The sequence below is a fragment of the Gardnerella sp. KA01002 genome (assembly GCF_049244015.1).
GTDB classification, from domain to species: domain Bacteria; phylum Actinomycetota; class Actinomycetes; order Actinomycetales; family Bifidobacteriaceae; genus Bifidobacterium; species Bifidobacterium vaginale.
This window is the reverse complement of sequence record NZ_CP058365.1, coordinates 542586-556859: the sequence shown is the minus strand read 5'-3', so window position 1 is coordinate 556859 and position 14274 is coordinate 542586. Positions and strand designations below refer to the sequence as shown.

Sequence of the window (14274 nt, the reverse complement as noted above, 5' to 3'; positions counted from 1 at the left end):
ACACTTTTGATTATACAATAAATAAACATTAAATATAAGTAGATGCACACAATATTTGCTTGAAAGTAGACAATACGATAGTAACGAATTTCCCCCTGATATATAAAACATCAGAGGGAAATTATCAGCATTCGCTCAAAACATTCATAAATGCAATACTAATTTTTGCGTTTAGCTATTCCAGCAAGCAAACTAGAAAAACCAGCGAAAAGGGATATGATTGAAATCACAAATGTTGAAGTTGCTGAAACACCAGTATCAGGCAAATGCTTAGCAGGAGCCTTAGCATTATAAGCTTCACCAGCATCAACAGCTTTAAAATGCTGCTCAACAGAATGCTCCACCGGCTTATCCGAAGAATGAACAGGATTCAACACAGGCTGCTCAACAACAGAATACTCTGGATTCTCAGGAACAATCTCAGGAAGAGGAATCCACAAACCACCAGGAACATCAGGAACGTCAGGATCTGGTATTGGCTCAGGTTCAGGAGTTACATCTGGCTCAGGCGCTGGCTCAGGCGCTGGAGTCGGTGTTGGTGTTGGTGTTGGTTCAGGAGTTGGAGATGGCGTAGGTGTATAAATAGCATAAACCGTCATGTCACTTTTTACTGGAGTTTGAGCAGTAAATACTTTGCTTTTATCCTTACCTGTAGAATCAGCATTCCACTCTACAAAAGTATAACCTTCTTTAGATGGTGCCGATGGCATCATCTGACCTGCAACACTGTTTTCACTTATGCTTTTGTTTTCCTTAACTTGCACAGAAGCATAATTTTCATTGCTATCATTCACAAAAGTAACTTTGTAGATCTTAGGTTTAGGAACAATGTTGTATGTAAAGTGCGAAATACCAATTATCCTAAATTGTTTGTTGATAATATCGTAAAACAGGCACTGACCTTCAAGCTTGCCAGATTTTACTGCTATATATTTGCCTTCTTTATTCTTCTTAAAATAAGATGAATTTTCAATCTGTACTGGAGTACCATCTTCTTTGAATCCTTCCACTACATTAATACTCTGATTGACACCTTCTTTCGTAATTTTAATAGGACTTTTATATTCGTCTCCTACTTCAATAGTGAAAGTTCCAGGATTCTGGTTATCGAACACAGAATCGCCCTTCTGCGGATTATTAGATGGGAATAATTGATACTTAGCCAAATTATCTTTTACATCAATTTCAGTAATTTTATTACCTTGGAAAGCATCGCTACCAATTCCAGAAAGATAATACGGCTTAGAGTCTGAATCGTGCTCTTTGCCCTTGTCATCAATTACGCCTTCAAACACAACTTTTTCAATTTCATTAGCTACAAAAGCACCATTATGTATTGAAATTACACTTTTCGGAATAGTAACAGTTCCCTTAATTTTGTTCCAGCCGAACGCACCGTATTCGATGATTTTAAGAGATTGCGGAAGAGTGACACTTTCTATATAATGTTCACCCTCGATATGCTCATGATTTTTGCCAACTTGTTTCGCTTTACCTGTAAAAGCAACTTCTCCAATTACTTCTATACCTTCTGGAATTACAATATGTGGATTTTTCTTAAGCTTGGCAAGTCCTTTTTCGTTAAGACCTGGAACAACTTCATTAACAGTACCAGTAGGAGTACTAATGTCTTGTCTATATCCAATCTGCTTCCCATCTTTGGTAATATTAAAATCCTCACGAGTCCAAGTTAAAGATGCATCATCTATAGTACCCGAATCAGTTGAAGCTGCTCTGGATTCTTCAGATGCAGTTACGCTTCTATCTTCACGATTATTTGTTTGAAGATTAGTATTGCTTACATCAATAAGAGTTTGAGTAAGTTTAGTAGTTTCAAAATTTTCAGTAGCGTCTACAGGTTTAGAAGATTTAACAACATCATTATCAGTTTTTGCAGTTTCGGTAATTTTTGCAGCTTCATTAGAATTGGAGGAATTGATATTTTCAGAGGATTTTACGGAAGTGCTATCGGAAGCAGCCCCCCCCCCCCATGCTGATTTTTACTAGAATTTGCAGCATAAGAGTTTGCGTTAGAAGAATTTACAGTTGTATTAATACCATCACTCACTGAGGTATCGGCAGCATTTGCACTTTGCGCTACACAAAAAGCACACGCAGCAGTAGCAATACCCATCATAGTGCTAGTCAAAATTATGTTAGTTCTCTTACTCATTTTTCCTCCCGCAAAACCAAATTTTCTAGAATAATTACCAAAATAACGGAATCAACACCAAAACAAGTATAATACAGGCATTTAACAGCATTGAATCTTCAGACATTCTACAACTTACAACTTCAATCTCAACAAAATGTAACCAAACTCACAATAAGCTTAATAAATCTTAAACAAACAACCATTAAGCCAACAATCACACAAAAACATTCTCATAGTCAACTTTTGCAAATCCGAAGCAATTGCATATGCATAAACGCCATTATAGATAGCAAAATAATCAAATATGCTGGAAGCAAAGACATAGACACGTTTTGACCAATAAACCCAAAGATTGCAGGCATCAACATTGATCCAATATACGCGCTAGCCATTTGCATGCCAACAATCGCTTGCGATTTATCAGCTCCAAAATAATGCGGTGTAGAGTGAATAACACATGGATAAATAGGCGCACACCCTAAACCAATAATCACAAATCCTGCAACTAATGCTATATGATTTGGCAATGGCAATAACAACACAAGAATACCTAGAATCATCACTAGTTGTCCAAGACGAATCATGTTTTCGTCATTAAAACGCATTGTCAAAAATCCGCTTATAAATCGTCCTGCTGTAATACCAACATAAAATAAACTTGCCCATCCCGCTGCAACAACACGGCTAACGGACCCATACAAAACCATGTAACTACTAGCCCATAATCCTGCAGTCTGTTCAATAGCACAGTAGCAGAAGAACATTATAAGAATATTTTTAGCTCCAGGAATGCGCAAAACTTCCGCAAAAGATAGCGTTTTAGAATATTCTTTAGATATCTGAATAGATTTCTGTAATTCATGTGCTTTACGATTATTCCACAATGGCAAACTTATAAACAATATTACAGTTAATATCACTTGAACAATCGCAATATACTGATATCCTGCAGACCATCCAAATCCGTGAGAAAGCGCAAAACCCATAACGTAAGGTCCAGCTGAAGCTCCAATACCCCACATGCAGTGAAGCCAGCTCATATGACGGCTTTCGTAGTGCAAAGCAACATAATTATTAAGAGCAGCGTCTACCCCTCCAGCACCTAGCCCGTACGGGATTGCTAACAAAATAAGCACAATATAATTCGGCGCAAAAGAAAAACCCAACAATGCCAATGCAGTTAAAGCAACAGACACAAACGTAACTTTGCCTGCACCAAAACGCTTAGTCATCCTGTCACTCAGTAGAGCAGAAACAATAGTTCCTGCAGAAATAACCATTGATATTCCGCCAGCCCAAGAAATTTGCGCGCCAATATCGTGACTCATAGTCGGCCAAGCAGATCCTAAAAGAGCATCAGGCAAACCCAAACTGATAAATGCTAGATAAATAATTGCAAGAAGAAGATTAATCATATTCACATATTAATTCATTAAACGAGTTATAAGTTTTTGTATTAGGATCATATTTCATTTGCTCAGCTTCTTCAAGTGCAGCAAGCGTATCAGAATTGGGAATATTATATTTCTTGCAAAGAGCACAATCTGTTGTAGAGAGATCAAAAATAGCATCTAAATCAGTCATGCAACACTCCTACTGCAAATATGTGTTACTAGGAAAGACAAAAATTAGCAACAATAAAAATGATACAATATTCAACAGCATAAGCAATACTGTAAGTGACCAAATGAGTTCAACGTCTTATTTAAACTAAATAAAAGTTTCAAATTTACATTTTATTGAAGATAATCTTAAAGGATAAAAACAAGCCAAATACATTAATAAGGCTAATAAATTTTATTCTAGAATGCTTAGAAATTATTTATGCATCAATAGATGCATTTTTCTTGATAAATGCACCTATTTTTTGTATCATACGACTAGAGGTGATGTATGAACAAGAACTATAATCAGAATTACACAAAAGAAGAAATTTCAGCAATACTTGCAAAGATAAAAGACTGCATAAGGAATGACCGTTTTACCATCTCGTTAAACGAAAATCGTCAAGAAAACATAAACTTCATTCGAGAATACAACATACGATCAGATATTCAGAAAAATATACTTCTCAACATAGAAGTGGAAGATTTTTGTCATTCGTTAAAAAACAAAAAAAGAGGCTATGAATATGAAACGCTTTACGTATTCGCACCACGCGTAAAACTATCACACGTAGGTAAATGTGAGATGGTAAACATTTACACGAAGTTTAATATCATTACTATTTCTCAGCAAAATAGAACAGTTGTTATTTCATTCCATAAAGCAAATAAACAGATAGATTATTTATTTAAATAATCTAATAAACAACTCAAAAAGATAATAAATCTGCTAATTTTCAATAAAAGGCTCATAATGAAAGATAATAAGACATTTTGTGAAGAATGCAGGAATAATGTTGAGTACTCAACAAAATCCGTTCCAATGACTGCATCTATCAAAGGAAAACAATATTCCTACACTGGCACAGAAGCACACTGCAAAGAATGCGATTCTGCCGTATATGTACCTGAAATTATTGACGCGAATCTTCGAGCATTGTATGACGAGTATCGTAAAGAAAACAATATTATTCCGCTTGACAAAATCAACGAAATACCTGCTAAATACTCAATAGGCAAGCGTCCACTTTCACTGCTTCTCGGTTGGGGTGAACAAACGTTTTCTAGATTTGCAGACGGAGACATTCCTTCAAAACAATATTCTGATATTTTGCTACGCATTTATAATGATCCGGAATATTACTTGCAATTATTAATCAGCAATAAGGATAATCTGAAATCTGCAATTAGTTACGAAAAAAGTTATAAAGCAACACAAAAACTAATACGCGAATTACAAAATAACTTTGCAAACAATAACTTTGATGGCAATAAGTCGAGTGACAAAATAAACAATGTAATACAATACTTGCTTATAAAGTGTGAGGATATAACTACCCTAGCCTTGCAAAAATCCTTATACTACATTCAGGGTTTTTATTTCGCTTTTTATAAATCATTCATATTTACCGATGATTGTCAAGCATGGATTCATGGACCTGTATATAAAGACGTCTATTTGCGTTATAAAGACTACACTTTTACTCCAATAGATTCACCGACAACAGAAATATCAGGAATTAAATCATCAGAAAAATTAGCGGATTACAAACATGTTCAAAAAAGTGATGTGACATTATTTACATCAGAACTAACAACCACACTATCAGCTACCGAAAAAGCAGTATGCGATAGCGTTATTGATAATCTTTGCTGCTACAGCGGTAAAGAACTTGAACGATTTACGCATCATGAGGAGCCTTGGATACTTACTCGCGGAAATCTAAAAACTAATGATTCATCAAATAAAATAATCAGCAAAAAGATAATTGGCGAATACTTCACAAAAATAAAAGAAAAATACAATATGATAAATCCAGATGATATTCGCCAGTATGCGAAAGATATGTTTGCCAGTAAATAAAGCGAAACAGAAACAAAACACAATAAAATCAAATTCCCCCTGCAAACAACCATACAAGTTACACAACAGGGGGAATTCTTGAATCACAATATCAACACAACATAACTTAGATTCTTACATAAAATCAACCTACTACATGCATATTTAATGCTTGCGGCGAGACTTGAACATAGACAAACCAAAACCAGCAAACAAAGACACAAACAAAGCACTTATAGACATAACCAGTGAAACACCAGTATCAGGCAAATGCTTAGCAGGAGCCTTAACATTGTAATCCTCACCAGCATCAACAGCTTTAAAACTCTGCTCAACAGAATGCTCCACCGGCTTATCCGAAGAATGAACAGGATTCAACACAGGCTGCTCAACAACAGAATACTCTGGATTCTCAGGAACAATCTCAGGAACAGGAATCCACGAATCGTCAGGAACATCAGGAACAGGCTTCGGCTCAGGTTCAGGAGTCACATCTGGCTCAGGCATAGGAGTCGGCGTTGGCGTTGGTTCAGGAGTTGGCTCAGGTGTAGGTGCAGGAGGTATTTGCGTATAAATAGCGTAAACAGTAGTATCCTCGCTTACAATTGTGGACGCAGTAAACGCATCCCCAGTTCCATTTTTATCCTGATACCAACCATTAAAAGTAAAACCAGCTTTAGTAGGATTAGCAGGCATAGACTGGTCAGTCCATTCATCACCACTAATAGACTTATTGTCTTGCACTTTTACTTGTGCATATTGAGTATCTCCATCCATAAAAGTAACTGTATGACCAGCAACCTCCCACTTAGGGAATACAACAAATGTGTGATTTGTAGAGCAATATTGCGTACCGAGTTTACTGCCAAACGTATTAACGCCCTTGTTATCCCTTATCAGCGCAAAAATATACGGATAATCAATAAATGGCTTAGTACCAAAATCCGAATACGCAACAGTTGTACTATTAATGATCTTTTTATCGTCATCACTCATACGGTCAAACGACGTGTATGGACGATTATCTGTTTTTTTAGCAACATAGAACTGCCAACCAACAAACTTGTAACCAGCTTTAACAGGAACCTTAGGTTTGCCATTTTCATCCGTTGGGAACTGAATAGCATTATCTTTTACACGAATACGCTCAAAAATATTATCCTTGTTATACTTGAAATTCCAGTTACCATCAGATCGATAGTTTCCGTCATACTTTTTTGGCTGCTCATACGAGAAGCACTTGTCTGCCACAGACTCATCCTTCGCATAAACAATTTCCAATACATTTAAACGGAAATATTTGTTTTGAGACTTTTTATTAGACCCTTTAGATGGGTTCCACGTAAAGTTGCTAACACTAGGTGTAAATTCATCACCTTCATCTACAGAAACATTATTGTATGTCACATAATACGGGCTTGGAACTGTGCTATTCACCACTGACACTTCATATGTATGGCTTGAATCATAACTACCCAAGCTTTTGGTTGCACTAGTAGCAGTATAAGGATCATAAGTTCCAGTAGTTGTTGCTACTACCTTGTTATCAGTTGTATCTTTTATCTGAAACTGGATATTCTTAAACGCGTCCTTTACGTCTTTCCTAGAAGAATCTAGCGTGGAACCAAAGTCCCAATTCTCAAAATTCAATTGACCAAAATCGCTATCGCTCTTAATAAATGCATTTTTATTATCTTTGTTCATGGTTTCCCAGCAAAGACTTACCTTAAGCTCAGTCGTTTGTGTTTGAGGTTTAGGAGTTTGATTAGGAGCTGGCTTACCACTAGCAAAAAGCGCTTGATTAAAAATTGTTGGTGAAACTGGAGCTTCCTCACCCTTAGACTTTGAATAAATATTTAATTCAGTCTTTGTATCAGTATTTACAACAGAATCTGCATTAGATTTAGTAGTAGTCTCAACTACAGAATTTACATTAGTATTTGCAGAAAGCTTGATACTAGACTTTACATTACTCTTAGTCTCAAGCTTGGATTCAGTCTTTGTATTAGAATTTGGTTTCGAATTCGTTTCAGGTTTTATATTATCTTTATCAGAAGAATCAGAAGGATCAGAAGACTTTATGCCATTTGTCTCAGAAGAATTGGTTTTTTGAGAAGAGCTATTTTCAATGGGGGGGGGGGGGTAGTAACTTTTGCAGTTGAAGTGCCAAAATCCACGTAAGTATCAGCAGCATTTGCAGTTTGAGCCATGCAAAAAGCGCAAGCAGCAGTAGCAATACTCATCATCGTAGTCGATAATAAAATCACAGTTTTCTTGTTCATTTTTCCCTCTTATAAAACAAATTCTAAGAAAATCAATAAATGCAAAATCCCAGATTCACTTCCACTATTGAAGCAAACCTGCATTCGCAATTATATCATAAAATCATTATAACTTAACTAAATGTCATAATGTAATTACAATTCAAAATTTGTAATACACATTATATAATGCGAAGAAAATTACAAATTAAGTAACTTAACGCACAAGTAAAACAAAATCAGGTATCGATTTTGGAACGATCGAAGTCGTCAGCGTTATCAACAATAAACTGCTTGCGCGGAGGAACATCATCACCCATAAGCAAATCGAATACTTCGCTCGCCTGCTGAGCATCTTCCATACGAATCCTTCTTAGCATTCGCGTTCTAGGGTCCATAGTGGTGTCTGCAAGCTGATCCGCATCCATCTCACCCAATCCCTTGTAGCGCTGAATATCGCTGTTAAAATCAATGCCCTTAGCTTGCAAATCATCAAGTTTTCCAGCCAATTCGTCATCGGAATACGTGTAAATATACTCGCCTTTGTGCTTTCCAGCGAGAGCAATTCTGTGAAGAGGCGGCACAGCAGCATAAACATGCCCGTTCTCAATAAGCGGACGCATATAGCGGTAGAACAGCGTTAGCAACAAAATACGAATATGCGCGCCATCAACATCTGCATCGGTCATCATAACAATCTTGTTATAACGCGCTTGCGAAATATCAAAACTTGCGCCCGACCCTGCTCCAACAACTTGAATAATTGCAGCGCACTCCTTGTTGGATAACATTTGCGCAAGACTTGCTTTTTGAACGTTCAAAATCTTACCGCGTATTGGCAAAAGCGCTTGGAAAGCAGAATTTCGAGCAGCTTTTGCAGTGCCTAGAGCAGAATCACCCTCGACGATGAAAAGTTCTGCAACATCATCGTTTCCAGGCTGGCAATCAGAAAGTTTTGGTGGCATTGAAGCAGACTCAAGTGCATTCTTTCTACGAGTAACTTCCTTAGTTTTACGCGCTTGAATACGCGCATGCATTTCGGAAACAATTTTTTCTAAAACTCTGGCAGACTGTTCTTTGAATCCTCGCTTGGATCCGCTAATCATTTCCCCAAATTGAGCGTCAGTCATTTTTGTAACGATTGGCTTAACTTGAGCAGTTCCAAGAACATCTTTAGTTTGACCTTGGAATTGAGGTTCAGCAATGCGAACTGTTACAACAGCCACCATTCCAGCTAGAATATCGTCTCGCTCAATCTTAGTGTTTGAATCTTTAAGATTTACTTTTAGCTTGCGAGCATTATCTTCAACAGCTTTACGAATTTGCTTAGTCAATCCTTGCAAGAATCCGTCTACATGCATGCCTCCGCCAGGAGTTTCAACAACGTTTACGAAACTAATAATCGTTGAATCGTAGCCATTTACCCAGCGCATTGCAATGTCAACGCCACATTTACGCGTCACTTGCTGAGCATGTAAATCTCCAGCAGAATCAACAGCTTGTGTCTCCTCTACATACGTATCTTCGCCAGAAATACGCCAAATATCTGAGACTGCTTGACCCTTTGAAAGAAAATCAACGAAATCTTTTACTCCGCCGTTATGCAAAAATTCAACCACTCGAGGATGATGCTTATTTTGCAATTCTCTAGAAGACTCACTATTTGCAACAGATTGCGCAGTGGTTTCTTCTGATTCGCCATCAGATTCAGATTCTTCTGATTCATATTCAGATTGATTTAGCTCATTAGATTCATTATCTACGGTTGCTTGCGATTCATCCTTAAAAGCCAAATCATCTGTTAAATCACTAGTATTAGCATTCGCATCATCACTAGCGCTAACATCAATCTCTTGAATATCGCTAAATTCGCCTTCTGGCACGTGTTCGTCAATAACAGTAATGCGCAAGCCTGGAACCAAAAAACTAGTTTGACGAACTCGATCAATTAACTGTTCATAACTAAAGCGAGCTGTTGAGTTAAAAATCTCGGGATCAGCCCAATAGCGAACTCGAGTACCTGTAGTTTTTGGCGAAACAGTACCAATAATCTCAAGCTCAGTAGGCTTGTTTTTGCGAGTGCGCTTAAACGGAGAAGCTGGAGACGGATGCATTGGATCTGCGTCACTATAAACTCCAGTATGCCCCTGATGGAAAGCCATGTGATGCGTTTTACCATCACGATCAACTTCAACATCCAATCGCAAGCTCAACGCATTTACAACAGAAGATCCAACGCCATGCAAGCCACCTGCAGCATTGTACGAAGCATTACCAAACTTAGCTCCAGCATGAAGCTTAGTTAAAACGACTTCAACACCTGTAAGTTTTGTTTTAGGCTCTACATCTACTGGAATACCACGTCCATTATCTGCAACTTCAATAGAACCATCGTCGTGAAGAGTGACGATAATATGGTCACAAGCCCCAGCTAAAGCCTCATCAACAGCATTATCAATGATTTCCCAAAGGCAATGCATTAAACCTTGACTATCAGTGGTGCCAATATACATGCCTGGGCGCTTTCGTACAGCATCCAAGCCTTCAAGCACAGTCAAACTGTCGGCATCATACTGTTCTCGATCTTTATTAGAGACCACTTCTACCCCTTGTACAACACGAATATTAAGCAACCACTAAGCAATAAGTGTCGCATCCCTGCTAAACAAAGCAACAATACGACACTTTACTTGTTAATTATTCTAAAATCACTGATCTAAGAAGTCACGCAAAGTTTGCGATCTGGAAGGATGACGCAACTTAGACATTGTCTTAGACTCAATCTGACGAATACGCTCACGAGTAACACCATATACTCGACCAATATCATCCAAAGTCTTTGGCTGACCATCTTCCAAACCGTAGCGCATTTTAATAACGCCAGCTTCCCTAGGAGACAAAGTTTCAAGAACTTGTCTAAATTGTTCCTGAAGAAGCGAGAATGCTACAGCGTCCGATGGAGCGATTGCATCAGTATCTTCAATCAAATCGCCAAACTCAGAATCACCATCTTCACCCAAAGGAGTGTGCAAAGAAATTGGCTCACGACCATACTTCTGTACTTCTTGCACCTTTTCAACAGGCATATCAAGCTCGCGCGCAAGCTCATCTGGCGTAGGTTCGCGACCCAAATCTTGAAGCATCTGGCGCTGAACTCTAGAAAGCTTATTAATAACTTCAACCATATGCACTGGAACTCGAATAGTACGAGCCTGATCTGCCATAGCACGAGTAATAGCCTGGCGAATCCACCAAGTAGCATAGGTTGAGAACTTAAAGCCCTTCTTCCAATCGAACTTTTCTACTGCGCGAATTAAACCAAGATTACCTTCCTGAATCAAATCAAGGAAAAGCATGCCTCTACCTGTATAACGCTTTGCAAGAGAAACCACAAGACGCAAGTTTGCTTCAAGAAGATGATCTTTAGCTTTCTTACCGTCTGCTGCAGCCCACTTAAGCTCACGCTTACGCTTAAACTCCATTTGGTCAATTTGCGTATCAAGCAAATGCTGAGCATACAAACCAGCCTCAATACGCTCTGACAAATCAACTTCCTGCTCTGCGTTAAGCAGGCTCACGCGACCAATCTGCTTTAAATAATCCTTAACAGGATCCGCTGTAGCGCCAGTGGCGATTACTCGACGCTTAGGATTTCCAGAAGGCGTAAGATTATCGTCGTCATCATCATCTCGAACAATAAAAGCACCTTTTGCTTGTGGAACTTGTGGCGCTTCTTCTTTATTATCGTCAGAATCTTCGGAATCTTCATCATCTGGAATGTCATCCAGATTATTCATATCGTCAACGTCATCTAAATTGTCAACATCGTCTACATCAAGATCATCATGGATTTCATCAAAATCTTCTAAATCCATATGTTCTTCATCTGTATCCATGTCTGCATCAACGTCAACATCTACATCTTGATCATCAACATCTTCTGACATTTTAAATTCCTGATTTTCTTCCTTGCCCATCTTGGAATCGACAATAGATGTATCTTCGCTCGCCAAACTTTTCCTCCTGTAGATTCCCTGCTATGTGCAAAGTAATCCGCCATATTAAGGCATTCATCATACCTTGCTATGCCCTTTAAAGGCATCTCACTATACCACAAAGGCATAGTTATGGCAAGGGCAACTTTTACTTAAGAAGTAAATCATCTTCTAAGGACGATTTTTTCTGCTTCCCTACTTGCGGCGTGGCGAATTTTCTACACCATGCTGGCTCAACATGACTTTTGTATGCATTATCCACAATCATAGCCATAGAACAATCAGGATCGATTTCTAGCGCCATTGAAACGTATCTTTCAACATCTCCTAGCTTAAACCACCAGCTTATATAAGACATTAATGCGTAAACTTGTACTTTTAATTTAGGATTATTATCTACAACATAAGTCATAGCTTTTAGCAAGTTAACAACGTCTAGCGCTTTACAAATATCAGGCAACTCATATTCTTCGTTAAATTTTTCTTCTAGAAAATCTCTTAATTCCTTAGATCTTTCTTTTTCTCGTGGAGCTAAAGCTAGCACGAGTAGATCATTTATGTTGTAATACTCGCCTTTACTGTCTAGTAAAGACACAAGCAGAGTATCTCGAACATTAATGTTATTTAGCATTGCAATCGGCAACATTATTAAGTCATAACCCACAATATTGCCGTCTTTTTTAGAAACCATGTTATGCCAGTTTCGTATAGATTGTGTAACAAAAATATCATAACTTGAAAATACAGCTTCCTCTTTTTTAACATTCAAATTTTTGCTCATATAATCTATGCCTATGTATTTTTCAAAAAGATCTGGCGTTAAATCTCTAAGACATTTAATCCAATAATCTTCATAATTATGATGTTTGTTAATATAATCTTTAGGAATATCTAAAACTGTCATACATTCTTTTGGAACATTACTGATATTCACTTTTTCTATACTATTTCCAGCAACACAAGTCATAGCAAAGTACTCTTCAGATATTCCGCAAAACGTACCTGCAGCATATAAATTTGTTAATTCTTTCAAAGTTGAATATTCATGATCATTATCTTCAAAAACTTGCTTGTTTTTCAATTCACTTTTTATTTGCATAATTCCTCCTTATTTTGTTGTGTTTTTATACTGTTTTTAACTTGGTAATAAGAGTTTTGCAGCAGAAACAAATTAGTGCAATAAAAATAACGCAATGTGGTTAAAGGCTATAAAATCCTAGAAAATACTAGAAAAATACTCATTTTGTAATGTCTAAGGCATGTGGATAACTCTTAATATGAGTTTAGATTCGCAAAAGTCATGTATAGAGACGCGTATAAGCGAATTAATTTATGACCAATTTAATTCTTTAGCTTGTAAAAACCTTATTTCTAGTTGTGATAAAACACTTAAAGATGTAGTGAAACAAGCAATTTCTTCTAGTGAAGGCGGCAAAAGACTCAGAGCTTACTTAGCTTTAGAAGCTTTCGATGCAGTACGCTGTAACTGCTCTAAAGACACTGCATATTGCGCAATGCTAGATGTTGCATGTGCTTTAGAAGTCTTTCAAACTGCAGCACTTGTACATGACGATATAATCGACGAATCTGCTTTAAGACGAGGAAGACCAAGCGCATATTGCGCATTGAGCAAAGCATGCAATAGCAAGCATATCGGCATTGGACTTGGATTAATGCTTGGAGATATTTTAGCAACTCAAAGCTTTGACATAACTAGAAAAGCATGTACTAATTTGCGCAATCCTCAAGAAGTTTTAGGCGAGTTTGCAAATATGCAAAGAAATGTTGGTATTGGTCAAGTTTTAGATCTTTCCATAGAAATGATGAGCCTTAAAAATCCAAAGAAACTAGCAGAATCCTCAATAAATGTTTTTCGTTGGAAAACTGCAAGTTACACAACTATAGCTCCACTTGCGCTCGGATTTTTATCTGCTGGACTTAATAAAAATTACGCTATTAAGTTGGCGAATGATATTGGTGAACCATTGGGAATTGCTTTTCAGATTGCAGATGATCTTATTGATATTGTTTCAGATTCTGCTCACACTGGAAAGCCTATTGGAGGCGATATTCGAGAAGGTAAACGCACTGTCCTTTTGGCTGATGCTCTAGATCTTTCTTCAAGCGAAGACCGTCTATTTTTGATAGATGCTTATAATTCTAATAATCGCAATGAAGATGATGTTAATAGGATTATTAACATTTTCAATCAGAGTGGTGCTATAAGTAAGTCTAAAAAGCGCATTCACAATCTTTGGGTTGAATCGCAAGAAAAAATAGATAACAGTACATTATCTGAATTTGGAAAATCCATATTGAACGAGGTTTCTAGCAAATTCATTCCTAGAGAATGGCAGTAAAATCACTGATATACTAAATATTTAGTGGATACTGTATTGCCTGTACACTTTTAGGT

Annotated in this window: 8 protein-coding genes and 2 pseudogenes; 3 read left to right on the top strand and 7 right to left on the bottom strand. The window is 37.4% G+C overall.

The features are described from left to right. Window positions 1-158: 158 nt before the first annotated feature. The 3 genes and pseudogenes from HXT60_RS02100 to HXT60_RS02090 form a co-directional block, all read right to left on the bottom strand. Window positions 159-2173, bottom strand: a pseudogene (locus tag HXT60_RS02100) (InlB B-repeat-containing protein). 218 nt (window positions 2174-2391) lie between these two features. Further along, window positions 2392-3570, bottom strand: a complete 1179-nt coding sequence (locus HXT60_RS02095) for an MFS transporter (RefSeq protein WP_014554663.1) — start codon at window positions 3568-3570, stop codon at window positions 2392-2394. Next, on the bottom strand, window positions 3563-3739 hold the full coding sequence (locus HXT60_RS02090) for a hypothetical protein (protein ID WP_004112568.1): 177 nt from the start codon (window positions 3737-3739) through the stop codon (window positions 3563-3565). The genes HXT60_RS02095 and HXT60_RS02090 overlap by 8 nt, the downstream gene beginning before the upstream one ends. Window positions 3740-4048: 309 nt before the next feature. Between HXT60_RS02090 and HXT60_RS02085 the strand changes: the two genes are divergently transcribed. Continuing rightward, complete coding sequence (locus HXT60_RS02085; protein ID WP_004112566.1) at window positions 4049-4456, top strand: hypothetical protein; 408 nt, start codon at window positions 4049-4051, stop codon at window positions 4454-4456. A 57-nt stretch (window positions 4457-4513) separates the two neighbouring features. Next, window positions 4514-5623, top strand: a complete 1110-nt coding sequence (locus HXT60_RS02080) for a type II TA system antitoxin MqsA family protein (RefSeq protein WP_103013127.1) — start codon at window positions 4514-4516, stop codon at window positions 5621-5623. A gap of 144 nt (window positions 5624-5767) precedes the next feature. Here the strand turns inward: HXT60_RS02080 and HXT60_RS02075 are convergent. The 4 genes and pseudogenes from HXT60_RS02075 to HXT60_RS02060 form a co-directional block, all read right to left on the bottom strand. Further along, window positions 5768-7884: pseudogene (locus HXT60_RS02075) on the bottom strand (InlB B-repeat-containing protein). Window positions 7885-8102: 218 nt separating this feature from the next. After that, the gene (locus HXT60_RS02070; RefSeq protein ID WP_014554667.1) at window positions 8103-10463 is read right to left on the bottom strand and encodes a DNA gyrase/topoisomerase IV subunit B; all 2361 of its coding nucleotides are present in this window, start codon (window positions 10461-10463) and stop codon (window positions 8103-8105) included. A 108-nt stretch (window positions 10464-10571) separates the two neighbouring features. Then, entirely contained in the window at window positions 10572-11876 is a 1305-nt protein-coding gene (locus HXT60_RS02065; protein WP_004112553.1) for an RNA polymerase sigma factor, read from the bottom strand. 130 nt (window positions 11877-12006) lie between these two features. Continuing rightward, window positions 12007-12957 carry a hypothetical protein gene (locus tag HXT60_RS02060; RefSeq protein WP_004112552.1) on the bottom strand — a complete coding sequence of 317 codons (951 nt, stop codon included), beginning with the start codon at window positions 12955-12957 and terminating at the stop codon, window positions 12007-12009. Window positions 12958-13135: 178 nt separating this feature from the next. On the opposite strand from HXT60_RS02060, the gene HXT60_RS02055 reads away from it, so the two are divergent. Continuing rightward, window positions 13136-14218 (top strand): polyprenyl synthetase family protein, encoded by a 1083-nt coding sequence (locus HXT60_RS02055; RefSeq protein WP_048730343.1) that lies wholly within the window; start codon window positions 13136-13138, stop codon window positions 14216-14218. Window positions 14219-14274 lie beyond the last annotated feature (56 nt).